26 protein-coding genes and 1 pseudogene are annotated in these 24,985 nt (G+C 71.4%); 15 read left to right on the top strand and 12 right to left on the bottom strand.

The features are described from left to right. Positions 1–49: 49 nt before the first annotated feature. Positions 50–670: a hypothetical protein gene (locus AB0K28_RS32070; RefSeq protein ID WP_364377400.1), complete on the top strand. Its 621-nt coding sequence runs from the start codon at positions 50–52 to the stop codon at positions 668–670. 40 nt (positions 671–710) lie between these two features. Beyond that, on the top strand, positions 711–1,841 hold the full coding sequence (locus AB0K28_RS32065; protein WP_364377398.1) for an FAD-dependent oxidoreductase: 1,131 nt from the start codon (positions 711–713) through the stop codon (positions 1,839–1,841). A 4-nt stretch (positions 1,842–1,845) separates the two neighbouring features. On the opposite strand, the gene AB0K28_RS32060 is transcribed toward AB0K28_RS32065, so the two are convergent. Further along, positions 1,846–3,096: an MFS transporter gene (locus AB0K28_RS32060; protein ID WP_364377396.1), complete on the bottom strand. Its 1,251-nt coding sequence runs from the start codon at positions 3,094–3,096 to the stop codon at positions 1,846–1,848. 211 nt (positions 3,097–3,307) lie between these two features. On the opposite strand from AB0K28_RS32060, the gene AB0K28_RS32055 reads away from it, so the two are divergent. From AB0K28_RS32055 to AB0K28_RS32045, 3 genes are all read left to right on the top strand, one after another. After that, positions 3,308–4,591: a hypothetical protein gene (locus AB0K28_RS32055; RefSeq protein WP_364377394.1), complete on the top strand. Its 1,284-nt coding sequence runs from the start codon at positions 3,308–3,310 to the stop codon at positions 4,589–4,591. Positions 4,592–4,717: 126 nt separating this feature from the next. After that, positions 4,718–6,103, top strand: a complete 1,386-nt coding sequence (locus AB0K28_RS32050) for an ATP-binding protein (RefSeq protein WP_364377392.1) — start codon at positions 4,718–4,720, stop codon at positions 6,101–6,103. Further along, positions 6,097–7,290, top strand: a complete 1,194-nt coding sequence (locus AB0K28_RS32045) for a tetratricopeptide repeat protein (protein ID WP_345391067.1) — start codon at positions 6,097–6,099, stop codon at positions 7,288–7,290. The genes AB0K28_RS32050 and AB0K28_RS32045 overlap by 7 nt, the downstream gene beginning before the upstream one ends. Before the next feature lie 27 nt (positions 7,291–7,317). Here AB0K28_RS32045 and AB0K28_RS32040 read toward each other — a convergent pair whose 3' ends face one another. Continuing rightward, entirely contained in the window at positions 7,318–8,301 is a 984-nt protein-coding gene (locus AB0K28_RS32040; RefSeq protein ID WP_364377390.1) for an aldo/keto reductase, read from the bottom strand. Between the two features lie 62 nt (positions 8,302–8,363). Here AB0K28_RS32040 and AB0K28_RS32035 point away from each other — a divergent pair, with 62 nt between their 5' ends. From AB0K28_RS32035 to AB0K28_RS32015, 5 genes are all read left to right on the top strand, one after another. After that, a complete protein-coding gene (locus tag AB0K28_RS32035) occupies positions 8,364–9,242 on the top strand; it encodes a LysR substrate-binding domain-containing protein (protein ID WP_364377388.1) in 879 nt (292 codons plus the stop codon). Positions 9,243–9,280: 38 nt separating this feature from the next. Beyond that, positions 9,281–9,481, top strand: a complete 201-nt coding sequence (locus AB0K28_RS32030; RefSeq protein WP_345391058.1) for an EF-hand domain-containing protein — start codon at positions 9,281–9,283, stop codon at positions 9,479–9,481. Positions 9,482–9,545: 64 nt separating this feature from the next. Beyond that, complete coding sequence (locus AB0K28_RS32025; protein WP_364377386.1) at positions 9,546–10,859, top strand: helix-turn-helix domain-containing protein; 1,314 nt, start codon at positions 9,546–9,548, stop codon at positions 10,857–10,859. Positions 10,860–10,908: 49 nt separating this feature from the next. Further along, complete coding sequence (locus AB0K28_RS32020) at positions 10,909–11,841, top strand: nucleoside hydrolase (RefSeq protein ID WP_345391049.1); 933 nt, start codon at positions 10,909–10,911, stop codon at positions 11,839–11,841. Between the two features lie 28 nt (positions 11,842–11,869). Next, entirely contained in the window at positions 11,870–13,528 is a 1,659-nt protein-coding gene (locus AB0K28_RS32015) for an alpha-amylase family protein (RefSeq protein WP_364377384.1), read from the top strand. Here AB0K28_RS32015 and AB0K28_RS32010 read toward each other — a convergent pair. Continuing rightward, positions 13,515–14,105, bottom strand: a complete 591-nt coding sequence (locus tag AB0K28_RS32010) for a TetR/AcrR family transcriptional regulator (RefSeq protein ID WP_345391040.1) — start codon at positions 14,103–14,105, stop codon at positions 13,515–13,517. The genes AB0K28_RS32015 and AB0K28_RS32010 overlap by 14 nt on opposite strands. Before the next feature lie 67 nt (positions 14,106–14,172). On the opposite strand from AB0K28_RS32010, the gene AB0K28_RS32005 reads away from it, so the two are divergent. Both AB0K28_RS32005 and AB0K28_RS32000 read left to right on the top strand, forming a co-directional pair. Beyond that, on the top strand, positions 14,173–14,940 hold the full coding sequence (locus AB0K28_RS32005) for an alpha/beta hydrolase (protein WP_364377382.1): 768 nt from the start codon (positions 14,173–14,175) through the stop codon (positions 14,938–14,940). A 25-nt stretch (positions 14,941–14,965) separates the two neighbouring features. Continuing rightward, positions 14,966–16,720, top strand: coding sequence for a 5'-nucleotidase C-terminal domain-containing protein (locus AB0K28_RS32000; protein WP_345391037.1), 1,755 nt, complete (start codon positions 14,966–14,968; stop codon positions 16,718–16,720). Here AB0K28_RS32000 and AB0K28_RS31995 read toward each other — a convergent pair. The 4 genes from AB0K28_RS31995 to AB0K28_RS31980 form a co-directional block, all read right to left on the bottom strand. Continuing rightward, complete coding sequence (locus AB0K28_RS31995) at positions 16,717–17,457, bottom strand: cytochrome d ubiquinol oxidase subunit II (protein ID WP_345391034.1); 741 nt, start codon at positions 17,455–17,457, stop codon at positions 16,717–16,719. The two genes, AB0K28_RS32000 and AB0K28_RS31995, sit on opposite strands and share 4 nt — an antisense overlap. A gap of 13 nt (positions 17,458–17,470) precedes the next feature. After that, on the bottom strand, positions 17,471–18,721 hold the full coding sequence (locus tag AB0K28_RS31990) for a cytochrome ubiquinol oxidase subunit I (RefSeq protein ID WP_364377379.1): 1,251 nt from the start codon (positions 18,719–18,721) through the stop codon (positions 17,471–17,473). Positions 18,722–18,818: 97 nt separating this feature from the next. Continuing rightward, positions 18,819–19,487, bottom strand: coding sequence for a response regulator transcription factor (locus AB0K28_RS31985; protein WP_345391025.1), 669 nt, complete (start codon positions 19,485–19,487; stop codon positions 18,819–18,821). Between the two features lie 26 nt (positions 19,488–19,513). Beyond that, positions 19,514–20,632 carry a sensor histidine kinase gene (locus AB0K28_RS31980; RefSeq protein WP_364377377.1) on the bottom strand — a complete coding sequence of 373 codons (1,119 nt, stop codon included), beginning with the start codon at positions 20,630–20,632 and terminating at the stop codon, positions 19,514–19,516. A 68-nt stretch (positions 20,633–20,700) separates the two neighbouring features. On the opposite strand from AB0K28_RS31980, the gene AB0K28_RS31975 reads away from it, so the two are divergent. Continuing rightward, positions 20,701–20,934, top strand: coding sequence for a hypothetical protein (locus AB0K28_RS31975; protein WP_345391019.1), 234 nt, complete (start codon positions 20,701–20,703; stop codon positions 20,932–20,934). Between the two features lie 20 nt (positions 20,935–20,954). Here the strand turns inward: AB0K28_RS31975 and AB0K28_RS31970 are convergent, their stop codons facing one another. Beyond that, positions 20,955–21,881, bottom strand: a complete 927-nt coding sequence (locus AB0K28_RS31970) for an acyl-CoA desaturase (protein WP_364377375.1) — start codon at positions 21,879–21,881, stop codon at positions 20,955–20,957. A 207-nt stretch (positions 21,882–22,088) separates the two neighbouring features. Here AB0K28_RS31970 and AB0K28_RS31965 point away from each other — a divergent pair. Then, a pseudogene (locus tag AB0K28_RS31965) lies at positions 22,089–22,274 on the top strand (FAD-dependent oxidoreductase); the annotation flags it as partial. Positions 22,275–22,300: 26 nt separating this feature from the next. On the opposite strand, the gene AB0K28_RS31960 reads toward AB0K28_RS31965, so the two are convergent. Further along, positions 22,301–23,239, bottom strand: coding sequence for a beta-ketoacyl-ACP synthase III (locus tag AB0K28_RS31960; RefSeq protein ID WP_364377374.1), 939 nt, complete (start codon positions 23,237–23,239; stop codon positions 22,301–22,303). 56 nt (positions 23,240–23,295) lie between these two features. Between AB0K28_RS31960 and AB0K28_RS31955 the strand changes: the two genes are divergently transcribed. Further along, positions 23,296–23,922, top strand: a complete 627-nt coding sequence (locus AB0K28_RS31955; protein ID WP_364377372.1) for a TetR/AcrR family transcriptional regulator — start codon at positions 23,296–23,298, stop codon at positions 23,920–23,922. 19 nt (positions 23,923–23,941) lie between these two features. On the opposite strand, the gene AB0K28_RS31950 is transcribed toward AB0K28_RS31955, so the two are convergent. From AB0K28_RS31950 to AB0K28_RS31940, 3 genes are read right to left on the bottom strand one after another with little or no spacing between them, the layout of a single operon-like run. After that, positions 23,942–24,154, bottom strand: a complete 213-nt coding sequence (locus tag AB0K28_RS31950; protein WP_345391009.1) for a hypothetical protein — start codon at positions 24,152–24,154, stop codon at positions 23,942–23,944. 37 nt (positions 24,155–24,191) lie between these two features. After that, entirely contained in the window at positions 24,192–24,542 is a 351-nt protein-coding gene (locus AB0K28_RS31945; protein WP_355415024.1) for a nuclear transport factor 2 family protein, read from the bottom strand. A 4-nt stretch (positions 24,543–24,546) separates the two neighbouring features. Then, complete coding sequence (locus AB0K28_RS31940; RefSeq protein ID WP_345391003.1) at positions 24,547–24,864, bottom strand: DUF3140 domain-containing protein; 318 nt, start codon at positions 24,862–24,864, stop codon at positions 24,547–24,549. Positions 24,865–24,985 lie beyond the last annotated feature (121 nt).

The following is a 24,985-nucleotide window of genomic DNA, read 5'->3' as shown; positions in this document are numbered from 1 at the left end:
CGCCCTGCTGGAGGGGTACGTAAGGGCAGGGAAGAGCCGGGGGGTAAACATGCGGCAATGGTGGGTTCTCCTGCTTGCCGGGATGGCGCTGTGCGTGCTGTCGCCTGCCATGCCGCCGTTCACCGCGACCCTGGTCAACCAGGCCTCGCTCACCGCCCCCGCGAGCCCGAGCCTGGTCGAGGACACCTTCTACGTCACGCAGGGCATCGAGGTCAGCCAGACGCTGCTGCCCCGGGTCAAGGGCGTCACGTTCCGGCCCGCGTACCTCGCCTCCGGCGTCCGCGTGGACGGCAGCGGCCGGCTGTCCGGCAGGCCCGAGCGCCCCGGCACCTACGCCGTCCGCGTGGGCGTCTGCTCCGACGGCTCCTGCCAGGAGGAGAGCCTGACGCTCGTGGTGCTGGCGAACGTCCCGTGGGAGCCGCGCGAGCTGACCTTCCCCGGCCGGGCCGGCACGCCGCTCGACGGCGAGATCGGCGTCAACGGCGGCCCGAGCGGCGTGGTGCCCACCTTCACCGTCACCGACCAGGACAAGGTGCCCGCGGGCGTGGCCATCGGGCCCGACGGCCACGTGGGCGGCGTCCCGGCCGCGGCGGGCATCTCCGAGGTGCCCGTACGCATCTGCGTGGCGGGCAACTGCGCGGGCGTGGTCGTCCGGCTGATCATCGTCTGACCCTCTTGCGGGGGCTGCGGTTTGCGGTCACCGTGGAGGCATGAAATCGGTCATTGTGGTCGGATCCGGTATTTGGGGGTCGTCCTTGGCGTTGCGGCTGGCCGAAACCGGCTGGCAGGTGACGCTGGTGGAGCAGCACAGGCCGGGGCACGTACGGCAGGCCAGCGCGGGCGAGACGCGGCTGCTGCGCTGCTCGCACGGCGACGACGACTGGTACGCGCGCCTCGCCTGGCAGGCCAGGGAGGGCTGGCTGCGACTGGGCGAGCGGGCCGGCGAGGACCTGTACGTCGAGTCGGGCATGCTGTGGTTCGCCAGGAAGCCGGACGGGTGGGAGCACGCCAGCGCCCAGGTCCTGAAAAATCTGGACATCGAGTGTGAGGTGCTCGACCCCGCCGACGGCCGTCGCTTCTTCCCCGACTTCCGCGGCGACGACCTCAGCTTCCTGCTCTGGGAGCCGAACGCGGGCGTGCTGCGCGCCAGGCGGGCCACCCAGGTCACCGCCGCGCTGGCGCAGGCCGCCGGGGTGCGGCTGGTCAGGGCGCGGGCGGTGCCGGTGGCCGGGGACGAGGCGCCGTACGGGTGCGCGGTCGAGATCGAGGGCGAGATCCACCACGCCGACCGGGTGGTCTGGGCGTGCGGCGGGTGGCTGCCCGAGCTGTTCGACGGGCTGCCGATCACCGTGACCAAGCAGGACACGCTGCACTTCGCCGCGCCGCCGCAGTGGTCGCTGCCCGAGACGCCGGCCTGGGTGGACCACGGCGCCTCCGCGTACGGGCACGGCGACGTGGACGGCGTGGGCATGAAGGCCACCTCCGACGCCGAGGGGCCGCCGTACGAGCCCGAGCACGGCCCGCGCGTCGTGGACCCCGGCAGCGTCGAGCAGGCCCGCGGCTACCTGCGCCGCCGCTTCCCGAGCCTGGCCGAGCTGCCGGTGCTGTTCACCCAGGTCTGCCAGTACGCGCTGACCCCCGACGCCGAGTGGCTGCTGGCCGAGGTCTCGCCCGGCGTGTGGGTGCTGGGCGGCGACTCGGGGCACGGGTTCAAGCACGGCCCCGCGTGGGCCGGTTACGTGGCGGGCGTGCTGGACGGCGCGTACGAGCCGGAGCCGCGTTTCGGCGACCACCCGCGCACGCCGAGCCGCGGCCTGCGGACGAGCGGCCAGACCTGGTGAGGGGTCACGCCTGGGCGACCGGAGCGGCCGGCTGAGGCGCGCGCAGGTTGCGCACGCCCGGTGAGAGCAGCGCGGCCAGCGTCGAGAGCAGGACGAGGGCCGCGCACCCCAGCAGCGCCTGCTGGGTGCCGAACACCGCCGCCGCGGGCCCGGCGAGCAGCAGCCCGATCGGGCCGAACATCAGCGAGCCGAGCACGTCGTACGAGCTGACCCGCGACAGCGCCTCGGGCGGCACCTCGCGCTGCATCGTCGTCTGCCACAGCACGCCGAACACGTCGAAGCAGACGCCGAGCACGAAGGCCGCGCCCACGATCGCCCAGAGCGGCGCGCCGACCCCGAGCGTCACGTAAGGCAGGGCGGTCGGCAGGCAGAGCAGCACCGCGACGAGGATGGGCCGGCGCGGGCGCACCCGCAGCGAGACCAGCACGCCGACGATCGTCCCCACGGCCTCGCCGGTCAGGAACGCCGACCAGGCGGCGGGCCCGCCCAGCGACTCCTTGGCCATCAGCGGCCCGAGCACGCCGTGCCCGGCCTGCACGGCCATGACCAGCAGCGAGAACTGCGCGACCACCACCCAGATCCACTGCCGCGAGCGGAACTCCCGCCAGCCGTCGCGCAGGTCGGCCAGCACCGAGTGGGCCTCCTGGCGGGCCCGCTCGCCGGGCGTGAGCCGCAGGTTGGCGATCAGCAGCCCGGCCACCGCGAACATCGCTCCGCTCACCGCCAGCGCCCAGCCGCCGCCGAACAGCACGACCGTGGCGCCGCCGAGCACCGCCCCCGCCACGCGGGAGGCGTTGGCGCCGAGGCCGAGCAGCGCGTTGCCGGTCTGCAGCCGGTCGGCGGGGACGACCTCGGGGATGATCCCGGTCAGCGCGGGGTACGTCACCGCGCTGGCCACCCCGGCGAGCGCGGCGGCGGCGGCCAGCGCGCCCAGCGGGGTCCAGCCGGTGAGCAGCATGACCGCCAGCCCGAGATAGCCGGTCGCGAGCAGGAACTCGCCGGCCATCATCACCCGCTGGCGCGGGAGGCGGTCCGCGATCACGCCACCGATCAGCATGAACAGGATCATCGGCAGCGACTGAGCGGTGAGCACCACCGACAGGGTCGTGGCGGTGGCGCCGGGCAGGTTCAGCACGCCGAACGCCAGCGCGACGGGCGCGAACGAGCTGCCCAGCATGGAAATGGTCCTGGCGGTCAGCAACAGGGAGAAGCGGCGGTCACGGAGCAGTCCGAGATCGCCGAGAAAGGAATGCACGCCACTCAACCCCCCGCTTTATGCCAAACTCCGCCATTCTGCCGCAGTTCACCGGCTCTGTCGCGGGATTAAAGGCCGGTGTACGGCGTCGACAGCGATGGTTACAGGCCGTGGAGAAATGGGGGAAGAACGCCGCTGATCTCATTGAACGTTGTTGATCGTCCGGATAGTGTGCGATATGCCCACGATCACCCCCTGGAAGTAAGGTGCCATGAGACGGCGGCTACGGCAGGTCTTCATCATCGGACTCACCCTTTCGCTCCTCGGCATCGGCGTTCCCGCGTGGTCGGAGGACGACGACCGCAGCTGCAACGACCTGATGGCCGCCGACACCCCGGCGTACGTCGTCTGCACCTGGCTGGCCAAGCCCGACGAGGCCGCCGACATCGCGAGGTTCTGGCTCAACGACGACGGCCAGAACATGATCGACGCCGGCCCCATGAACCCCATCACCATCGACTGCCAGGAGCCGGGCGCCCAGTGCCCGACCGACGGCGAGGGTGACGGCGAGATGCACGACGTCGGCGACCCCGACGTGCCGGGCGCCGAGGACGGTGGCACCCCCGAGTGCCAGAACGGCGAGCAGTGCTACGTCGACCCGACGGGCATCAGCGCCGCCGAGAAGAGCGCCGCCAAGGCCACCCCGGCCGGCCAGGCCGCGCAGGCCGCCGTCCAGACCACGATGCGCGTCTGGATCGACACCGAGCTGGCCGACGACTACAAGGCGGGCAAGCTCGCCGAGGCCGCCAAGAAGATCGCCGCGCTGGCCGTCGCGCAGCCCGGCGTCGTGGGCGTGCGGTTCACCTCGCAGCTCGGCTACAACCAGACCTTCAGCACCGCCGAGGAGCTGGACACCTTCGTCAGCGAGGCCGCGACCACGCTGCGCACGCTGCTGCCCGGCAAGAAGCTGGCCGCGCACACGGTGGTGCCGCTGCTCGGCTGCGGCGCGAACGACGCCTGCAAGACCGCGATGACCGAGAAGTACCCGCTGCTCGACCCCGAGCGCATCGGCGCCTGGCTCAGCAAGGGCTACATCGACCAGCTCGCCCTCGACGACGGCCACCTCGCCAGCCAGTACGCCGAGTGGCAGATCGACGCGAACGAGGCCCAGCGCAACCAGTGGATCCAGGTCCGCGCCCGCGCCTGGGACGCCTACGCCCAGATCGCGGCCGAGGACGCCACCCTCGCCGGCGGCCAGCTCAAGGACGAGCAGATCGACCAGGTCATCTCCGAGCGCGTCGCGACCCCGCTGCAGAACGACGCCGCCGAGACCGTCACCCTGTGGACCCGCTGGCAGGACGACAAGGGCCAGATCAAGCGGGCGTACGGCGAGCAGTGGGCCGACAACGCCACCTGGGAGCGGCTCAAGAAGCTCGGCTCCGTCAAGCCCCGGCTGGCCACCCTCTACGACCCGGCCAACCCCGAGGTCGACCAGGCCACCGACCTGAAGCACCTGTCCGAGGTGTTCGGCCAGGTGTACCTGCACGCCGCCTGACCTCACGCTCTCCGAGGCCGGACGCCCCTTCCCAGGGGCGCCCGGCCTCGCCCGTTCCTGGCCTTTCGCGGGCAGTTCGGTATCTTGCCTACTCGACCGAACACTCGCGACAGAAGGGAACGGCACGTGCCTGACGACGCCGGCCTGCAGGCACTCCGCGAGGCGGCCCGCCTGTCCCCGGACAACCTGCCGCTCCGCCAGCACCTCGCCGGGCAGCTCCTGGCCAAGGGCTACCTCGCCGACGCGGAGGCCGAGTTCAGGGCGGCGCTCGTGCTCTCGCCCAAGAACCCCGAGATCATCACCGGTCTGGCCGAGGCGTTCGTCCGGCAGAGCGCGTACGGCTCCGCGCTGGCCGCGCTCGAACCGCTGCTCGCCGAGCCCGGCTACCCGCCCAGGGCCGGGGTGCTCGCGGCCAGGGCGCTGGCCGGTGAGGGCGATCTGGGGCGGGCCGCGTACCGGTATTTCGAGGCGATCTCCCGGGATCCCGCGCTGGCCGACCCCGAGTTCGCCGCCCGGCTCAACCCGCCGCCCGCGCCGCCCCCCGTCCCCCAGCCACCCGTCCCCCAGCCACCCGTCCCGCACGGGCCCGCGTTGGTCACCCCGCAGCCTGGCTCGCCGCTCGCGCCCCAGAGCAACGCCGAGGTGCAGAGCTCCGGGCTGACGTTCGCCGACGTGGCCGGCATGGAGGCGGTCAAGGAGGCGCTGCGGGTCAAGCTGCTGCTGCCGATCCAGCAGCCCGACCTGTTCGCCGCGTTCGGCAAGCGCGCGGGCGGCGGCGTCCTGCTGTACGGCCCGCCCGGCGCCGGCAAGACCCACCTCGCCAGGGCGGCGGCGGGCGAGCTGGGCGCGGCGTTCGTCAACGTGGGCCTCGCCGACATCCTCGACATGTACATCGGCTCCAGCGAGCGCAACCTGCACGCCACCTTCGACCTCGCCCGCCGCAACCGGCCGTGCGTGCTGTTCTTCGACGAGGTGGACGCGCTCGCCGCCCGCCGCTCCGACATGCGCCAGGCGCACACCAGGCAGCTCGTCAACCAGTTCCTGGCCGAGCTGGACGGCGTGGACCAGAACGCCAACGAGGGCGTCCTGGTGCTGGCCGCCACCAACGCCCCCTGGTACGTCGACGCCGCCTTCCGCCGCCCGGGCCGGCTCGACCAGCCGGTGTTCGTGCCCCCGCCCGACGCCGCCGCCCGCGCCGCCATCCTGCGCATCCTGTGTAGGGACAAGCCGCTCGCGGAGATGGACTTCGACGCCGTGGCCAAGGTGACCGAGCACTTCGTCGGCGCCGACCTCAAGGGCGTGGTGGACCGCGCGGTCGAGGCCAAGCTGCAGCAGTCGATCAGCGCGGGCCGGCCGATCCCGCTGTCCACGCCCGACCTGCTCGCGGCGGCCCAAAGCGTACGCCCGACGGCCGTACGCGAATGGATGGCCACCGCCCGCAACTACGTCATGCACGCCAACGACTCCGGCGCCTGGGACGAGCTGATGCCCTGGGTCAAAGGCAAGTGGTGAAGGTCGGCGACCCGGTCGAGCGGGCGCGCACGCTCCTGCGGCTGCGGCGCCCGGCCGACGCCGAGCGGGAGCTGCGCGGGCTGCTCGCGCAGGAGCCTGAGCACCTCAGCGGGCACGCCCTGCTGGCGCTCGCCCTGGTCGAGCAGCGCCGGGTCGCCGAGGCGGTCGCCGAGGCCGAGGAGTCCGTACGTCTCGCGCCCGACCACTGGTTCTCCCACTACGCCGGCGCCCAGGTGTACTACCGGGCCCGCGACGCCGATCGGGCCATGGCGGCCGTCCGCACCACGCTGGATCTCGAACCGCAGTACGCGCCCGCGTGGGAGCTGCTGGCCCGCGTCCACATGCTCAAGGGCGAGTGGCCGCTGATGGCCGGGGCGGCGCGGCAGGGGCTGTCCATCGACCCCGAGGACACCGACCTGGTGAGCCTGCTGGCCCTCGCTCACGTCAACCAGGGCGAGGCGGAGCCGGCGCGGGCCGCCGCCGCGCACGCCGTACGGCTGGATCCCGAGAGCCCGACCGCGCACTTCGTCCATGGGCGCGTGTCGCTGCGGTTCGGCGAGGCCCGGCAGGCCGCCGACGCCTTCCGCGAGGTGCTGCGCCTCGACCCCGGCTACGGCGTCGCCAGGGACCTGCTGGTGGCGGCGCTCAAGCAGGGCAACCCCCTCTACCGGTGGTTGTCGCGGCTCCGTGGCCGGTTCGCCGGCGGCTGGCGGCTGCTCTTCCTGCTGCCCGTCGTGCCGCCGCTCGTCGCCGTCTTCATCGTGCTCGCGGTGCTGCACTGGGTGGCGTGGGTGGCCGAGGCGTGGACCACGCTGCGGCTGGCCCGGGGCAAGGCCACCGGCCTGCTGTTCGAGGGCACGGCGGCCCGCGTGGCGGCGGGCTGTCTCGCGCTCGTGGTGGTCGGCGCGGCCCTGCTCGCCGCGGGCGTCGCATTCGGCCACGAGGCGCTGGGCACCGCAGGGGTGGCCGCCATGGCGCTGGTCACCCCCGTTCAGGAGGCCGCCCACACCGGCGCACCCCGCCGCCGCACGGTCCTGTACGTCTGGTCCGCCCTCCTCGCCCTGACCATGGCCACCGGAGCGGTCTTCGCCCAGCCCGCGGTGCCCCTGCTCGCCGGCTACGCCGCCCTCGCCACGGTCTGGCTGGCCACGGCCGTCCGAGGCCGCCTCGCCACCGACGGCCTCTGAGCCCCCGGACTCAGAGGCCGCCGACGGTCAGAGGAGGGTGGCGCCGGTGACCTTGAAGCGGGAGAGGGCGTCGTCGATCCTGGCCAGCGTGTCCTCGTGGAGGACGAGGTCGGCGGCGGCCAGGTTCTCCTCGATGTGGGCGGGGGTGCGGCTGCCCGGGATCGGCACCACGTGCTCGTCCTGGTGCAGCAGCCAGGCCAGGGCGAGCTGGGCCGGGGTGATGCCGAGCGACACGGCGAGGTCGCGTACGGGGGCGTAGCGGTTGTTGTTGCCGGCGAGGTTCTCGGCCGAGAAGCGGGGGGCGTTGCGGCGGAAGTCGTCCTCGCCGAGGGCGGTGACCGTACCGGTGAGGAAGCCGTTGCCGAGCGGGCTCCAGGCGACGATCCCGACGCCCAGCTCGCGCGCCGTGGCGAGCAGATCGGCGTCGATCGGCCGCCACATCGACCACTCGGTCTGCACGGCCGCCACGGGATGCACCGCGTGCGCGGCCCTGAGCTGGGCGGCCGTCAGGTTGGACAGGCCGATGTGCCGCACCAGCCCGTCGCGCACCAGCTCCGCCATCGCTCCCACCGTCTCCTCGATGGGCACGCCGGGGTCGGGATAGTGGGCGTAGTAGAGGTCGATCACGTCGATGCCCAGGTTGCGCAGGCTGTGCTCGGCGTAGCCGCGTACGAGGCGGGGCTCGGCGTTCACGCGCAGCTCGCCGAAGGCGTAGCCGACGGGCTGGGCCCGGCTCGGCTCGCCCTCGGGCACCGCCAGGCCGAACTTGGTCGCGACCGTCACCTCGTCCCTGCGGCCCTTGATCGCCCGGCCGACCAGGCGCTCGTTGTGGCCGTCGGGGCCGTAGGCGTCGCTGGTGTCCACATGGGTGCCGCCCGCGTCCAGCGCCGCCCTGATCGCGGCCTCGCCGCGGGCGTCGTCCACCTCGCCGTACGTGCCGGGTGACAGCACCATCGCGCCGTAACCGATCGCAGGGACCCGCAGGCCGTTTCCAAGAGTGCGTGTCTTCATGCCGACGATCCTGGGGCCGCGCCGGGCCGCGCGTCCAAGACCCTTTGCTATAACCGGTGGTTATGGACGTTCATTTGCGCGAGTTGCGGTACTTCGTCGCCGTCGCCGAGGAGCTGAACGTCACCCGCGCCGCCGAGCGGCTCTTCGTCTCCCAGCCCGCGCTGTCCAAGCAGCTCAGGGTGCTCGAACGGCAGCTCGGCCACCGCCTGTTCGACCGGGTGCCGAGCGGGGTGGTGCTCACCCGGCAGGGCGCCGAGCTGCTGCCGGTGGCCCGCGACGTGCTCGAACGGTGGGCGGCAGGGGTCGAGCGGGCGCGGGCCGCGGGGCCCGCCGGCACGCTCGTCATCGGCCTGCAGACCGCCGTCGGGCGAGGGCTGCAGCAGGAGGCGCTGCGGCGGTTCCGTTCGGTGATGCCGGGGTGGGAGGTGTCGCTGCGGCTGGTCGGCTGGGAGGACCCGAGCGGCGGGCTGGCCGACGGGTCGTCGGACGTGGCGTTCCTGTGGTTGCCGGTGCCGCCGGGGCTGCGGGCGTACGTGCTGGTCGCCGAGCGGCGCGGGGTCGCCATGCCCGCCGATCACCGGCTGGCCGGGCTCGCGGAGGTGCCGTTCGACGAGCTGCGGGACGAGCCGTTCATCGCGCTGCCTCCGGCGGCCGGGCCGCTGCGTGACTTCTGGCTCGGCGTCGAGCATCGTTCGGGGCCGCCGGTGATCGGCGTCACCGCCGGTACGGCCGAGGCGGTGTTCGAGGCGGTGTCGAGCGGGCTCGGGGTCGTGCTGGTGGCCGAGGGGAACGCGGAGCTCTACCGGCGACCTGGGGTGACGTACCGGCCTGTTAGCGGGCTGCCTCCCGGGGAACTCGCCATTGCCTGGCGCGAAAGGGATACCAGGCCACAAGTGATGGCATTCGTCGACGCGTTGCGACACGTCACCACTAAGGTCTGACCCGACGATCGGATCAAGCGGAAGGGCGACCCCCCCACATGAGCGACTACGCGACGACCTTCGACCTCATCGACGCCGACAAGGACGGCCGGATCTCCGCCGACGAGCTGGTCCGGCTGATGGACGTGCTCGGCCAGCCCGTGACGCTGGAGGCCGCCCAGGAAGGGGTGCGGAAGCTGGACAAGGACGGTGACGGGCTGATCGACGTGGAGGAGTTCGGGGCTTTCCTCCAGAGGTGATAACAAACAAGCACTTGTTTACCATTCTCCTGTTGCCTGGGTCACAATGGCGACAGGAGGGACGATGGCCAACACGAGTGACACCAGCGGCAGCCGCCGGGACGCCGTGCGCGCGCTCAGATCGGGCATCGGGCGGATCTCTGACGAGCTGACCGCGGAGATCCAGGCCCGCATCCCGGAGTACGCCCGGCCCTCGGACGAGCTCTGCACCAAGGTCGTCAGGACGGCGGTGGAGCAGGCCGTCGAAGGTTTCGTCGATCGCGTCGAGCGGCCCGGCGCGGCGTGGGACCCCGAGCCGTTCCGGCAGATCGGCCGGGCCGAGGCCGCCGAGGGCCGCACCCTGGAGCCCCTCCAGTCGGCCTTACGGCTCGGGGCCCGCGTGGGCTGGCGCCGCCTCACCGACCTCGGGCTCCCCCCGGAATGCCTGCACGACCTGGGCGAGACGGTCTTCACCTACTTGGACGACCTCGCCCAAGCCGCCACGGAAGGCTACGAGACGGCCAAGGCGCACGGCCCTGACGCCCTGACCCGCCACCGCGCCTACCTCCTGAACCTCCTCCTGAACGACCCATCCCCCTCTCCGGAGGCCCTGAGCACCGCCGCCCAAGCCGCCGCCTGGCCCCTCCCCACCACCGTCACCTGCATAGCCCTCGCCCCCACCCACCCCACCGCTACGAGCACCGCTCCTTTCGCGGCCCGGAGCAGCGGCAACGCCGCCACTGCGAGCCAGGCCCGCTTCGCGGGTCCGGATGCGACCGGCTCCGCCCCCTTCCCCCCTCATCAAAAGGACGGTCACCCTCGACGGCGGGATGTCCTGGTGCGGTGGGCTGCTTGTGGGGGGTTGCCGGCTGATGTGTTGGTGGGGCTTGAGCGGGGCGTGCCGTGTCTCCTCGTGCCGGAGCCCGAGGGGAAGGGGGAGGTGATCGAGCGGGTCCTGCGGGGGTGCAGGGCTGCGGTCGGGCCCGCGGTGCCCCCGATGGCGGCGGGGACGTCGCTGCGGTGGGCCTCAGAGGCGCTGGAGTTGTCGCGGCGGGGTGTGCTGCCCGGTGGGTTGCTGCGGTGTGCCGATCACATGGCGACGCTGGTGTTGTTCAAGGATGAGGAGCTGGTCAGGGCGCTGGCTCAGGCGCGGCTCGCGCCGCTCGCTCATCTGCGGCCGGCGCAGCAGGATCGGCTGGCCGAGACGCTGCTCGCCTGGTTGCGGCATGGCAGGGGCGCCGGTGAGGTGGCGGCGACGTTGCACGTACATCCGCAGACCGTGCGTTACCGGCTTCGGCAGCTCGAAGAGCTGTACGGCGACCAGCTCGCCGACCCCGACATCCGCTTCGAGCTGGAGATCGCGCTCAGGGCCAGGCAGGCCGCCACGCCCGCCCGCTGACCTCGCCGTTCCCCTGGGCGGACCGGGCCCGCGGGCCTAGCATGGGGCGATGCCGACACCCGTGATCCTGGACTGCGACCCCGGGCACGACGACGCCTTCGCGATCTGGCTGGCGGCCGGAGACCCCGCGATCGATCTGCGGGCCGTCACCACCGTCGGTGGCAACGGCCGGCTCTACCACACCACCTACAACGCCAGGGTGGTGATCAGCCTGGCGGGCATCGAGGGGGTGCCGGTCGCGCCGGGCGCCGACAGCCCCATGGTGCGGCTGCTGAAACCGGCCGAGTGGATCCATGGGGACAACGCGCTGGGCGGGCCGGAGCTGCCGAAGCCCACGGTGGAGGCCGACGCGCGCTCGGCGATCGAGCTGATCAGGGACACGCTCGACGCCGCCGGCGAGCCGGTGACGATCGTGGCGACCGGGCCGCTGACGAATGTGGCGATGTTCGCCCGCACCTGCCCCGACCGCCTCCCGATGATCAGGGAGGTGGTCTGGATGGGCGGCTCGACGGGCAGGGGGAACGTCACCCCGTACGCCGAGTTCAACGCCTGGACCGACCCCGAGGCGGTGGCGATCGTGCTGGGCACGGGCGTGCCGTTCACGATGGTCGGGCTGAACGTCACCCACCAGGTCCTCGCCACCCAAGAGGTGATCGCGCGGATCGAGGCGGTGGGCAACAGGACGGCGGCGTTCGGGGTGGAGCTGCTCAACTTCTTCAACTCCACGTACGAGACCGACCAGGGCATGCCGGACGGCCCGCTGCACGACCCGGTGGCGGTGGCCCTGGTGGCCAGGCCGGGGCTGGTGACGACGGTCCGCACCCGCGTGGACGTCGAGCTGCACGGCACGGAGACCTCGGGCGCGACCTGCGTCGACCTGCTGGGCAAGCTCAACCGCCCGCCCAACGCGAACGTGGCCACCGGCGTGGACGTTCCGGCGTTCTGGCAGCTCGTGGAGGACGCCGTACGCACGCTCGCGTGACGGCGGACGCGCTGGGTAGCGGAGCCGGATGCGACTGACGTACACCTCCGACGTGTGGTGGAAGAACGCCGTCGTCTACTGCCTGGACGTGGAGACGTTCAAGGACGGCAACGACGACGGCGTGGGCGACTTCCGCGGCCTGACACAGCACATCGACTACCTCGCGGGCCTGGGCGTGACGTGCCTGTGGCTCATGCCGTTCTTCCCGACCCCCAACAAGGACGACGGTTACGACATCACCGACTTCTACACGGTCGATCCCCGCCTCGGCACGCTGGGCGACTTCGTGGAGTTCATGCGCACGGCGCACGACCGGGGCCTGCGCGTGATCGCGGACCTGGTCGTCAACCACACCTCCGACCAGCATCCGTGGTTCGTGGAGTCGCGGTCGAGCCGGGAGTCGCCGCTGCGCGACTGGTACGTCTGGAAGGACACCCCCGAGCCGGAGCCGGACCAGGTCGTCTTCCCCGACAAGGAGGACAGCGTCTGGGAGTACGACGAGCGCACCGGCCAGTACTACCTGCACAGCTTCTACCGGCACCAGCCCGACCTCAACGTGAGCAACCCGCAGGTCAGGGACGAGATCACCCGCATACTCGGCTTCTGGATGGAGCTGGGGCTGTCGGGGTTCAGGGTGGACGCGGTGCCGTTCCTCATCGACAACGTCGATCCCGAGCTGGCGGACCCGCACGAGTTCCTGGCGGACCTGCGGGGGTTCATGACGCGGCGCATGGGCGGGTCGGTTCTGCTCGGCGAGGTGAACCTGGCCTACAAGGAGCTGATGGCGTACTTCGGCGACGGCCTGGGCGACCAGCTCACCATGTGCTTCGACTTCGTCGGCATGCAGAAGGCGTGGCTGTCGATGGCGCGCGGCGACGCGCGGCCGCTGGCGGCGGCGCTGCGCGAGCGGCCGGAGCCGCCGAAGGACTGCCAGTGGGCGATGTTCCTGCGCAACCACGACGAGCTGACGCTCGACAAGCTCACCGACGGCGAGCGGCAGGAGGTCTTCGCGGCGTTCGGGCCTGACGAGGACATGCAGATCTTCGGACGCGGCCTGCGCAGGAGGCTGCCGCCGATGTTCGGCGGGGACGAGCGGCGCGTGAAGATGGCGTACAGCCTGCTGTTCTCGCTGCCCAGCACGCCGGTGATCTTCTACGGTGAGGAGATCGGCATGGGGGAGAACCTCGCGGAGGAGGGCCGCATGGCGGTCCGCCTGCCCATGCAGTGGTCGCAGGGCGGCGGCTTCAGCAGGGCCGAGCCGGTGCGCCCGATGGCCGAGGGCGAGTTCGGCCCCGCGCACGTCAACGTGGCGGCGCAGAAGCGGGACCCCGGCTCGTTACTGCGCTGGTTCCAGCTCCTCATCGAGCGCTACCGGGAGTGCCCCGAGCTGGCGTGGGGCGCGTACACGGTGCTGGACGGCGGCCCCGACGCCGTGCTGGCGCACCGCTGCGACGCCGACGGCGCCACGGTGGTGGTCCTGCACAACCTGTCGGACGCGGCGCAGGACGTGGAGCTGCACCTGGAGGGCCTGGAGCGCTGCCGGCTGACGGACCTGCTGGTGGACGGCACGCTGGAGGTGCCGGACGACGGCGTCGTACGCCTGACGCTCGACCCGTACGGCTGCCGCTGGCTGCGCGCCTCGGAACCCGAGGTCTCGCCCGAGGACGCCTCGGTCAAGTCGCGGTGACGGCCGGCCAGGCGGCCATGGCGCGGTCGGCGACCGCGAGCAGCTCGCGGAGGGAGGCGCCGTCGCGGGCCTGGGTGGACATGCCCTGGATGATCGCGGCGTAGAAGGTGGCGAGCCCGTCCGCGTCGGTGCCGGGCGGCAGGCGGCCCGCGCTGACGTCGTCGTCGATGCGCTGCTTGATCGCCGCCTTGGTCGCCTCCCTGAACCCGCGCAGCAGCTCGACCACCTCGGCCGACTCGCAGTTGACGGCGGCACTGATGATCATGCAGCCGTGCGGGTGTTCGGGGCGGGAGTATTCGCCGGCCGCGTCGCGCAGCACGCGCTGGACGGCCTCGCGGGCGGTGGGCTCCTCGGTCAGGGCGCGGGCGGCGAAGGCGCCGTAGGTCTCCTGGTAGCGCTGGACGGCCTCCTCGAACAGGCGGCGTTTGTCGCCGAAGGCGGCGTACAGGCTGGGCGGGTTGATGCCCATCGCGGTCGTCAGCGTGGCGACGGAGGTGGCCTCGTAGCCGTGCTGCCAGAACGTGCGCAGCGCGCTCTCCAGCGCCTCGTCCCTGTCGAATGCTCGCCGTCTGGCCATGCGGCAATTCTATAGCGGTCGCTATGCTATTTTTCTGTAGCGATCACTAAAGCAAGGAGACGTTCGCATGCCTGTAGCCGCTCACGCCCTGGGAGACGTCCACTACCGCAAGGAGGGCAGCGGGCCCGGCCTGGTGCTGGTGCACGGCGCGTCCGGCGACGCGGAGAGCAACTACGCCCACCTCATGCCCGGCCTGTCCGACATCCGTACCGTCATCGCCCCCGACTACGCCGGCAGCGGCCGGACCTTCGACCACGGCGGCGACCTCACCCTCGACCTGCTCGCCGGCCAGGTCGCCGCCACCTTCGAGGGGCCGTCGGACCTGGTCGGGTTCTCGCTGGGCTCGGCGGTCGCGGTCACCATCGCGGCCCAGCGGCCGGAGCTGGTCAGGCGGCTGGTGCTGATCGCGGGCTGGACCCACCTCGCCGACTCCCGCCTTGAGCTGGGCCTGCGTACGTGGGCCAGGCTGGCGGACACCGACCCGGAGAGCTATGCCGCGTACGGGCCGCTCATGGCCTTCAGCCCCGGGTTCGTCAGCGAGGTCGGCGTGAAGACCCTGATGGCGGGGGACCCGCCGCGCGGCGCCCTGCGCCAGATCGACCTGGCCCTGCGGGTGGACGTCAGGGACGCGCTGCCGAAGATCACCGCGCCGACCCTGGTCGTCGGGGCGGCCAAGGACTACCTGATCCCGGTCGAGCACTCCCGCGCGCTGCACGCGGCCATCCCGGGCAGTGCGTACGCCGAACTCGACAGCGGTCACGTGGTCCTGCACGAGCGCCCGGAGGAGGTCACCCGGCTGATCAGGAATTTCGTCACCAATGAGACCAACGGGTGATTCATCCCAGTTACCCTCGCCAACCATGCAGACCTCACGACTCGCCATCGCCGGAACCGCCGCGCTCAGCGCGCTGGTCCTGGTGGCACCCCCCGCGCAGGCCGCGAAACCGGCCAAGACGGTCACGGTCACGGTCATGGGCACGTCCGACACCCACGGGAACACGCTCAACTGGGACTACTTCAAGGACGCCGCCTACACCGACAGCCAGGGCAACTCCATCGGTCTCGCGAAGGTGTCCTCCCTGGTCAACAAGGTCAGAGCCGAGCGGGGAGCGGATCGTACGCTGCTGTTCGACTCGGGTGACACCATCCAGGGCACGCCGCTGGCCTACTACTACGCCAAGGTCGAGCCGATCACCACGACCGGCGTGATCCACCCGATGGCCAAGGCCATGAACGCCATCGGCTACGACGCCGTGACCCTGGGCAACCACGAGTTCAACTACGGCCTGCCGCTGCTGGCCACCTGGATCAAGCAGATGAAGGCGCCCGTGCTGGGCGCGAACGCGGTGCACGCCAAGACCGGGCTGCCGGCGTACAAGCCGTTCGTCATCAAGACGATGAAGGTCAAGGGCGACAAGCCGATCAAGGTGGGCGTGCTCGGCCTCACCAACCCCGGCGTGGCCATCTGGGACAAGGCGAACGTCGAGGGCAAGCTCCGCTTCACCGACCTGGTCGACTCGGCCAAGAAGTGGGTGCCGATCATCCGCGGCCAGGGCGCGGACGTGGTCGTCGTGACCGCGCACGCGGGCGACGACGGCATGTCCTCCTACGGCGACGCGCTGCCGGTCGAGAACGCCTCCGCGATGGTGGCCGAGCAGGTGCCGGGCGTGGACGCGGTGCTGTTCGGGCACGCGCACAACGAGGTGCCGGAGAAGTTCGTGACGAACAAGGTCACCGGGCAGCAGGTGCTGCTCAGCGAGCCGAGCAAGTGGGGCCAGCGCCTGTCGGTGCTGGACTTCGAGCTCGCCAAGCAGCGCGGCAAGTGGGTGGTCACCGGCAAGTCGGCCACCACGCTCAACACGAACACCGTCGCCGAGGACCCGAAGATCGTCAATCTGCTGAAGCCGCAGCACGAGACCACGATCGGCTACGTCAACAAGGTCGTCGCGCAGTCGGCGCAGGAGCTGTCGGCGGCCGAGTCGCCGTACAAGGACACGCCGATCCTCGACTACATCCAGCACGTGCAGGTCGAGACCGTGAAGCAGGCGCTGCCCGACAGCACGCTGCCGGTGCTGTCGATCGCCGCGCCGTTCAGCCGCAGCGCCGTCTTCCCCGCCGGTGACGTGCGGGTCAGGGACGTCGCCGGTCTGTACGTCTACGACAACACGCTGATGGCCGTGAAACTGACCGGCGCGCAGATCAAGGAGTACCTGGAGTACAGCGCCAAGTACTTCAACCAGCTCGCGCCTGGCGACCCGGTGGACGTCTCCAAGCTCACCAACGCCGGCAACACCCCCGACTACAACTACGACCAGCTCTCCGGCGTCTCGTACGACATCGACGTCGCCAAGCCGGTCGGCCGGCGCGTCGCGAACCTGACCTACGACGGCGCGCCGGTGCCGGACGACAAGGAGTTCGTGGTCGCGATCAACAACTACCGCCAGTCGGGCGGCGGCGGCTTCCCGCACGTCACCGGCGCCGAGGTGGTCTACAACGCGCAGGTGGAGATCAGGCAGGCGCTCATCGAGTACGCCACCGCGCAGGGCACCATCGACCCGGCCGACTTCGCCGCCTCCAACTGGAAGCTGACCAGGGACGGCCAGCCGCTGTTCTAGAGGTAGGAGGGCCCGCTGACCCGGTGCCGGAACGTCCACCACACCCATGCCTGCGCCGCCACCAGGAACGGGAGCAGGGTGAGGACGATCGGCACCAGCAGCGGCCCCGACGTGCCGGGCTCCAGCGGCAGCCGGAACCCGGCCAGCATCCCCACGACCAGCAGCGCCGCGGACGTGAGCGCGTACGTACGTGCCTCGCCGGCCCCGCCCGAGGTCACGGCCGCTCGCCCGCGCAGCTCGCCGCGCAGCCGCAGCGCCGCGAACGCCAGCCCGTGCGCGCAGAACAGCGCGGCGACCACCAGCGCGGGCAGCAGCGCGACCGGCCCCTCGATGCCGAGCAGCACCCCGGACAGGATCACGCCGAGGCTGACCGCCAGCCCCCAGCTCCCCGCCACGATGGCGCCGTCCCAGAACGCCTGCCAGCGCGCCCCGGGCACCCGCCCGCGCAGCCACAGCCCCATGTCGCGCACCACCCACGCGAGCAGCAGCGTCACCACCATCCCATAGTTGCCGTGCAGCAGCTCGCCCTCCAGCCGGGGGAACAGCCCGGCCAGCACCCCGGCCGTGGCCACCAGCCACACCTCGTTGCCGAGGAAGAACGGCGCGATCGCGGCGATCACCTCGCGCCGCTCGCCCGGCGTCCTGCCCAGGTACGGCAGCGCCATCCCGACCCCGATGTCGGCACCGGCCAGCACGAGGTAACCGAGCGCGAAGAAGGCCAGTACGAAGATCTCCATGTGCGGGGGGCTCCTAGAACGAGGGGACGGGGACGGGCGTCTCGACCGGCCGGTCGCCCAGCGCCACCGCGCCGGGGCCGCGACGGGCGTGCCTGGCCAGCAGCCAGGTGTTGACCGCGATCAGCACCGCGAAGACCGTGGCGAAGGCGAGCACGGAGAACATCGCCTGTGCCCTTGTGACCGGCGACATGGCCTCCGACGTGCTCAGCAGCCCGTACACGACCCACGGCTGGCGGCCCATCTCGCGGAAGACCCAGCCGCCCAGCATGGCCACGAACGGCACCGGGATCATCAGCGTCAGCACCCAGTGCCACAACCGGAACCGGTAGACGGCGGGCTGGATGAGCATGAGCAGGAAGCTCGGGCCCGCCACCGCCATCATGAGCAGCCACAGCATGATCATCACCAGGCCGCCCGCCCGGACCCAGCCGACGTCCGGCAAGTAGTCGCCGGGCCCGAGCCTGGCGACCAGCTCCGCCTGGAATGCGGCCAGCCGGTCCGCGTCGCCCGACCAGGCGGCGGACTTCGCGGGCTGCAGCGTCTGGAACGAGATGCCGCCGATGACGGCGTTGAGGAAGGTCGCGGGCAGCGCGACGCCGATCCCGATGCGCAGCGACTTGCGGAACAGCTCCCACTCGGGGGTGCGGCGGCGCAGGTGGTAGGCGCTCACCCCCGCCATGAAGAACCCGCCGACGATCAGCCCGCCCACCAGCACGTGCCAGAACGCCGCCTGCGCCGCCGGGTTGGCCACCATCGCGCCGAAGTCGGTCAGCCGCAGCCGTCCGCCCTCCACCACGTGGCCCACCGGATTCTGCAGGAAACCGTTGGCGACCAGGATCCAGAACGCCGACGCGTACGCGGTGAGCGTCACCACCCAGATGAGCGCCAGGTGCGCCCACCGGTTCAGCTTGTTCCAGCCGAAGATCCACAGGCCCAGGAACGTGGACTCGACGAAGAACGCCACCAGCGTCTCGATCGCCAGCGCCGAGCCGAACACGTCACCCGCGTAGTTCGTCAGCCCGCTCCACGACAGCCCGAGCTGGAACTCCATCACCAGCCCGGTGACGATGCCCATCGCGTAGTTGATGATGTAGAGCTGGCCCCAGAACCGGGTCATCCGCAGGTGGACGTCCTTGCCCGAGATCGTCGCCGTGGTCTGCACGACCGCGAGCAGGGTCGCGAGGCCGAGCGTCAGCGCGACGAACAGGAAGTGCGCGCCCGCGGTGAGCGCGAACTGCAGGCGGGCGAGGTCGAGGGTGTCCATGCCGTCGAGCCTCCGCCCGCGGCATCGCCCGCCGCGTCCGTCCACGGCGGGCAGCCGGCGTACCTCCTGGGATGACAGGCGGCCGCCGGCGTACGCCTCAGGGAGTAAGCCAGCCCGGGGTGATCATGCCGGCCTCGTACGCGATGACCACGAGCTGCGCCCTGTCGCGCACGCCGAGCTTGGTGAGGATGCGGCTGACGTGCGTCTTCGCGGTGGCGGGGCTGACCACGAGCCGGGCCGCGATCTCGTCGTTGGACAGGCCGCCCGCCACCAGCGTCATGACCTCGCGCTCCCGCTCGGTGAGCGCGTTGAGCTCGGGGCCGGGGTCGGGGCGCTTGACCCGGCCGGCGAACTCGGCGATGAGCCGCCGGGTGATCGACGGCGCGATGAGGGCGTCGCCCCGCGCCACCACCCGGACGGCGTGGATCAGCTCGGCCGGCTCGGTGTCCTTCACCAGGAAGCCGCTCGCGCCCGCGCGCAGCGCCCCGTAGACGTAGTCGTCCAGGTCGAACGTGGTCAGGATGATCACCTTGGCGTCGCCGAGCGCCTGGTCGCCGGCGATGCGGCGGGTGGCCTCCAGGCCGTCGAGCTCGGGCATGCGGATGTCCATGAGCACCACGTCGGGCCGGTGCTCGCGGGCTCCGTCGATCGCCTGGGCGCCGGTGGCGGCCTCGGCCACCACCTCGATGTCGTCCTCGTCGCTGAGTATGGACCGGAACCCGGCGCGTACCAGGGTCTGGTCGTCGGCGAGCAGTACGCGGATCATCGAGCCTCGTTCGTGAGCGGGGTGGGTCATGGGGTGAGGGGGAGGCGGGCGGTGACGCGGAAGCCGCCCTCTGGGCGGGGGCCCGCCTCCAGCGTGCCGCCGAGGGCGGTGGCGCGTTCGCGCATGCCCTGGATGCCGTAGCCGGTGCCGCCGTCGTACTGGGTGCCCGGACCCTCATCTTCCACGCAGATGATGATATTTCCGGACTCGTTGGTGACGGTGAGGGTCGCCTGGTCGGTGCCCGCGTGGCGGGAGACGTTCGTCAGCGCCTCCCTGATGATGCGGGCGGAGGCCAGGTCGACCTCGGTGGGCAGCGCGTCCAGCGGGCCCGACGTCTCCGTACGGACCCGCAGCCCTGACGCCTTGACCAGCTCGTCCAGCAACGCGAGCCCGGCGGCGGGCCCGGTCGGCGCGTCCTCGTCCACCTGGCGCAGCACGCCCAGCGTGGTGCGCAGCTCGCGCAGCGTCTCCTTGCTGGTGTCCTTGATCGTGCGCAGCGCCGCCTCGGCGTCCTCTGGCCGCTTCTTCAGCCCGTGCAGCGCCGCCGCGGCCTGCACGTTGATCAGGGAGATGTTGTGGCCGATCACGTCGTGCAGCTCGCGCGCGATGCGCAGCCGCTCCTCGCCGGCCCGCCGCCTGGCCTCTTCCTCTTTCGTGCGCAGCGCGTCGAGCGCGAGCTGCCTGGCCGCTTCGAGGTACGCGCGGCGGTTGCGGGTGACGCCGCCGAACGCGATGGCGGCCACCACCCAACCGGCGATCATGATGAACATGCTGTCGTCCACGTGCCGGACGCCGCCGCTCTCGCCGTAGCCCATGGCCAGCAGCGCGGCCGCGCCCGTCGCCACGGCGGCGGCCAGGTGCCCCCGGTCGGCGGCGGTGTAGAGGGCGACGAAGATCACCACGAGGAGCGGCCCGTCGAGCTTCGCGTACGGGTAGTAGGCGACGGTCGAGGCCGCCGCCACGATCACCGCCGCGACCGGGTGCCGCCGCCGCGCCAGCAGCGCGCCGCAGGCGGCCAGCGGCAGGACGACGTCGAGCGCGTTGAGCTCGATGGGGCGGCGGGCGACGTAGGTGGCGACGAGGCCCGCCAGCACGGCGGCGCAGATCGCGAGCGACACGATCGTGCCGGTGGAGAGCCTCGACATGGCTCCCATTCTGGACGTTGCCCCCACTTCCCGGTAATCGGGCGGGTACTGCTGGGTAGAGCCCGTGCATGAGCACCAAGGACGAACTCCAGCGGATCGAAGCGGATCTGGCCCGGCTGCGCGCCGAGAACCAGGAGATCCGCGACCAGATCAGGGACATCGGCGCGACCGATCAGGTCGAGATCGGGGCGATGATCAGCCAGGCGGACGAGCAGGTCGAGCTGATCGCCGACCTCGAACGGCGTCGCGACGGGCTGCTGCAGAAGCTGGAGTCAGGAGGCGATGAGGAGGGCACCCGCTGACCGGCCGCCCTCCTGGGAGGTCAGCCGACGGCCGCGGCCGGGGGGCGGCGTAGGGCGGCGCCCACTTCGTGCAGGTGGGACAGCGCCTGCCCGTACGACTCGAACAGGCCGGTCTGCAGGTAGCTGACGCCGATCTCGGCGCAGTAGCGCTCGACGATGGGCTGTGCCTTGCGCAGGTTGGGCGCGGGCATGTTGGGGAACAGGTGGTGCTCGATCTGGTAGTTGAGCTGGCCGAGCGCGATGTCGGTGAACCAGCCGCCGCGCACGTTCCGCGAGGTGAGCACCTGCTTGCGGAGGAAGTCCAGCTTGTCGTCCTTGGTGAGGACGGGCATGCCCTTGTGGTTGGGTGCGAACGTACTGCCGAGGTAGACCCCGAACAGGCCCTGGTGCACGATCAGGAACAGCACCGCCTTGCCGGGCGAGAGCACGGCGAAGACCGCGCCGAGGTAGATCACGGCGTGCACGACCAGCAGGGTCATCTCCAGCTTGCGGCGCTTGGCGGCCGGGTTCAGCAGGGCTTTGAAGCTGGCGATGTGCAGGTGCCAGGCTTCGAGCGTGAGCAGCGGAAAGAACCAATAAGCCTGGTATTTCGCGATAAATCTTGGCAAGCCGGAGCTGCGCGCCACCTGATCCTCCGACCAGACGATCACTGCGGGGGAGACGTCGGGGTCGTGGTCCTCGTGGTTGGGGTTGGCGTGGTGGCGGTTGTGCTTGCTGGTCCACCACCCCCAGCCCAGGCCGACGCCGAGATTGCCGATGATCAGGCCGGCGACGTCGCTCGGCCGCCGCGTCCTGAAGACCTGGCGGTGGCCGAGGTCATGAGCGAGGAAGCCGAGCTGCCCGAAGACCACCGCCAGTACGGCGGCCAACAGCAGCTGGAGCCAGGAGTCGCCGAGCCAGGCGAACAACGCCCAGCAACCGGCGTACACGACGGCGGCGATGGTCATCCGCACGGCGTAGTAAACAGGGCGCCGGTTCAGCAGGCCGGCGTCGGTGATGCGATGGGCTAGTCGGGCGAAGTCACTGCCTCGAGTGTCGATCGTGCCGGGACTGGCCACAGGTCTCCTTACTTCTTACTTCGCGGTGCAAGTTGCCCTAACCATCGCGCATCCATCGCCAAACCGGAAGGACGCCGCGTATCCCTCGGCGCTGCCATGCCCGGCCCGGGCTCGGCAGCCGATGACAGAGATCCGGCAGCGGGCACCGGCATCGTCACCGGTATGACCAGCGTACTCATCGTCGGCTCAGGGCCGACCGGACTGACCCTCGCCATCGAGCTCGCCCGCAGGGGCGCCGACCTGCGCATCGTCGAGCGCTCGCCGCAGCCGCCCACCGGCGTGCGCGGCAAGGGGCCTGCAGCAAAGGCTCAGGGGCAGCGGACGACCATCCCCGCGTACGACAGGTTGCCCCCGAACCCGAACAGCAGCATCGGCGCCCCAGCAGCCACCCTCCCCTCCTCCAGCAGCTTCGACAGGGCGAGCGGCACGCTGGCGGCCGAGGTGTTGCCCGACTCCACGACGTCCCTGGCCACGATGGCGTTGACGGCGCCGATGCGGGCGGCGACGGGCTCGATGATGCGCAGGTTCGCCTGGTGCAGGACGACGGCGGCCAGCTCGTCGGGACGCACGCCGCCCCGCTCGCACGCCTGCCTGGCGATCTCGGGCAGCCGCGTGGTGGCCCACCGGTAGACGGTCTGCCCGTCCTGGGAGAAGCGGGAGGGAACGCCTTCGATGCGGACGGCGGTGCCCAGCTCGGGCGCCGACCCCCAGACGACGGGCCCGATCTCCGGCGTCTCGGCCGCGGCGACGACGGCCGCGCCGGCCCCGTCGCCGGTCAGGACGCAGGTGGTGCGGTCGGTCCAGTCGGTCACGGACGTCATCATGTCGGCCCCGACGACCAGGGCGCGGGTGGCGGCGCCGGCCCTGATGGCGTGGTCGGCCTGGGCGAGGGCGTGCGTGAAGCCGGAGCAGGAGGCGCCGACGTCGATGAGCGCCCCGCCTCGTACGCCGAGCCGCGCCGCCACCCGCGCGGCCACGTTCGGCGCCCGCTCGGTCTGGGTGCAGGTGGCGACGAGCACGAGGTCGATCTCGGACGCGTCCATGCCGCTCGCGGCCAGCGCCCGGGCGGCGGCGCCGGCGGCGAGGTCGGTCACCGTCTCATCCTCGGCGGCGACGTGGCGGGTGCGGATGCCGACCCGCTTGGTGATCCACTCGTCGCTGGTGTCGACCATGGCGGCCAGGTCATCGTTCGTCAGTATCTTCGTGGGCTGGTGGTGGCCGGTGGCGACGAGTCGTGATCCAGTCATGCCGGGGACTATAGCAACCGAACGTTCGGACGCTAATCTAGGTGAGGGAGGTACAGGTGAGTCCACGCAAGTCGGTCGCCGAGGCCATGGGGACGCGGGCGGCGATCCTGGATCGGTCGGTGGCCGTCGCGTCCAAGGAGGGCCTGGAAGGGCTGACCATCGGGCGGCTGGCGGCCGAGCTGGGCATGAGCAAGTCAGGCGTGCTCGGGCACTTCGGCTCCAAGGAGGCGTTGCAGCTCGCGGCCCTGGGCCGGGCGGGGGAGGTCTTCCGCGCCGAGGTCTGGGAGCCCGTCGTCGCCGTCGCTCCCGGGCTGCCCCGGCTGCGGGCGCTCTGCGCGGCGTGGGTGTCCTACCTCGAACGCCAGGTCTTCCCCGGCGGGTGCTTCTTCGTGGCGGCGGCGCACGAGTTCGACGGCCGGCCGGGGGCCGTGCGGGACGCGGTGGAGTCGCTCTTCGACGCCTGGCGGGCGCGGCTGCTCAAGGAGATCGGCCGGGCCGTGGCCGCCGGCGAGCTGCCTGAGAGCACGGATCAGGCCGGGCTGGCGTTCGAGCTGACGGGCCTGGCCATGGCCCTGAACCACGCGATCCAGCTGCACCGCGACCCCGAGGCGGCCGCCCGCGCCCGCCGCGCCTTCGCCGCCCGCCTCGGCGACCCCGCGAAGGCCGGCGGCGATCACCCCTGAACGGGAGGGGTGGGGCTGGTCAGGCGGTGGCGAGGCGGTCGAAGAGAGCGAGGGCCGCTTCGCGCACCTCGGCCGGCGTCACGCCGTCCAGGGTCTTTCTCGCGTCGTCGATGTCGCGGGTGGTGGCCAGGGTGATGGCCACGGACGTGGCGGCGGCGCGGTCGATCGATCCCGTCGGGGCGGCGTCGGCCATTTCCTGGGCGCTCGCGGCGAGGTCGAGGTTGTCTCTCAACGGATCTCCTCGGGTGAAGACGGTTCGGCCCATTGCATCACTTGAGGTCGTGCTGCATCCACCATTCGGTGAATTCCCGGCACCGCCCGTCGGGTCCGAATCGGATCACCCATAGATTGCTGTACGTTTTGTCCGGATATGTCGTAACTCCCTGGATGATGCTCACATCGTCCGTCACACAAACCGGATGCCATTGAAAGTCTGCCTCGCCAGGCTTGTCCTGCCGGCCCAGCCACTGCGAGATGATCTCGTCGCGCCCCTGCCAGGGCCTGCTGAAAGGCTCGGGGTAGTAGACCGCGCTCTCGGTGAACAGCGCGGCGATGTCATCGGGGTCATTGGAGTTCCAGGCTCGGACATACCCCTCGATCCAGGGACGCGGCTCGATCACGGAGTCATCCTCTCAAGGGGTCGTGGCCCACGGACATCAGCTCCCGCCGTGAGTCGTCGTCCGTACGGTCGCCCATGGTCTCGACGATCTCCACGACCCGGCGCATGACGTCGAGGTCGGCCCCGGTGAGGTCGCCCTTCCGCTTGCTCAGGACGTGCAGCACGCCCCGGCCCAGCTCGTCGATGCCGAGATCGGGGTCGGCGGAGAAGCTCTCCTCGCCGGAGGCATCGGCGAGCAGGTAGGCGCGCAGCTCCTCGGAGTTCATGTTGACGGTCCGGTGGAACTCTTCCCACAGCATGTCGGTGTCGAAAGCCTCAGTCATACTCGCCCGCCTACCCGGTCGGCCCCGCCTTACGCTCGCCCTTGACCGTGCGCGGAAGGTTACGATTCGCTCCCTTTCAGATCACGTTCGGGTACAGAGGTACTCACAACACCTCTTCCTT

The organism is Nonomuraea sp. NPDC049504, from assembly GCF_040676845.1.
In the GTDB taxonomy this organism is placed as follows: domain Bacteria; phylum Actinomycetota; class Actinomycetes; order Streptosporangiales; family Streptosporangiaceae; genus Nonomuraea; species Nonomuraea salmonea.
This window is presented reverse-complemented; position numbering and strand designations above follow the sequence as displayed.

Coding starts and splice junctions, on each gene's coding strand:
- AB0K28_RS32070 (WP_364377400.1), top strand. CDS start 50: ATGCGGCAATGGTGGGTTCTCCTGCTTGCCGGGATGGCGCTGTGCGTG.
- AB0K28_RS32065 (WP_364377398.1), top strand. CDS start 711: ATGAAATCGGTCATTGTGGTCGGATCCGGTATTTGGGGGTCGTCCTTG.
- AB0K28_RS32055 (WP_364377394.1), top strand. CDS start 3,308: ATGAGACGGCGGCTACGGCAGGTCTTCATCATCGGACTCACCCTTTCG.
- AB0K28_RS32040 (WP_364377390.1), bottom strand. CDS start 8,301: ATGAAGACACGCACTCTTGGAAACGGCCTGCGGGTCCCTGCGATCGGT.
- AB0K28_RS32035 (WP_364377388.1), top strand. CDS start 8,364: ATGGACGTTCATTTGCGCGAGTTGCGGTACTTCGTCGCCGTCGCCGAG.
- AB0K28_RS32030 (WP_345391058.1), top strand. CDS start 9,281: ATGAGCGACTACGCGACGACCTTCGACCTCATCGACGCCGACAAGGAC.
- AB0K28_RS32025 (WP_364377386.1), top strand. CDS start 9,546: ATGGCCAACACGAGTGACACCAGCGGCAGCCGCCGGGACGCCGTGCGC.
- AB0K28_RS32020 (WP_345391049.1), top strand. CDS start 10,909: ATGCCGACACCCGTGATCCTGGACTGCGACCCCGGGCACGACGACGCC.
- AB0K28_RS32015 (WP_364377384.1), top strand. CDS start 11,870: ATGCGACTGACGTACACCTCCGACGTGTGGTGGAAGAACGCCGTCGTC.
- AB0K28_RS32010 (WP_345391040.1), bottom strand. CDS start 14,105: ATGGCCAGACGGCGAGCATTCGACAGGGACGAGGCGCTGGAGAGCGCG.
- AB0K28_RS32005 (WP_364377382.1), top strand. CDS start 14,173: ATGCCTGTAGCCGCTCACGCCCTGGGAGACGTCCACTACCGCAAGGAG.
- AB0K28_RS32000 (WP_345391037.1), top strand. CDS start 14,966: ATGCAGACCTCACGACTCGCCATCGCCGGAACCGCCGCGCTCAGCGCG.
- AB0K28_RS31995 (WP_345391034.1), bottom strand. CDS start 17,457: ATGGAGATCTTCGTACTGGCCTTCTTCGCGCTCGGTTACCTCGTGCTG.
- AB0K28_RS31990 (WP_364377379.1), bottom strand. CDS start 18,721: ATGGACACCCTCGACCTCGCCCGCCTGCAGTTCGCGCTCACCGCGGGC.
- AB0K28_RS31985 (WP_345391025.1), bottom strand. CDS start 19,487: ATGATCCGCGTACTGCTCGCCGACGACCAGACCCTGGTACGCGCCGGG.
- AB0K28_RS31980 (WP_364377377.1), bottom strand. CDS start 20,632: ATGTCGAGGCTCTCCACCGGCACGATCGTGTCGCTCGCGATCTGCGCC.
- AB0K28_RS31975 (WP_345391019.1), top strand. CDS start 20,701: ATGAGCACCAAGGACGAACTCCAGCGGATCGAAGCGGATCTGGCCCGG.
- AB0K28_RS31970 (WP_364377375.1), bottom strand. CDS start 21,881: ATGACCATCGCCGCCGTCGTGTACGCCGGTTGCTGGGCGTTGTTCGCC.
- AB0K28_RS31960 (WP_364377374.1), bottom strand. CDS start 23,239: ATGACTGGATCACGACTCGTCGCCACCGGCCACCACCAGCCCACGAAG.
- AB0K28_RS31940 (WP_345391003.1), bottom strand. CDS start 24,864: ATGACTGAGGCTTTCGACACCGACATGCTGTGGGAAGAGTTCCACCGG.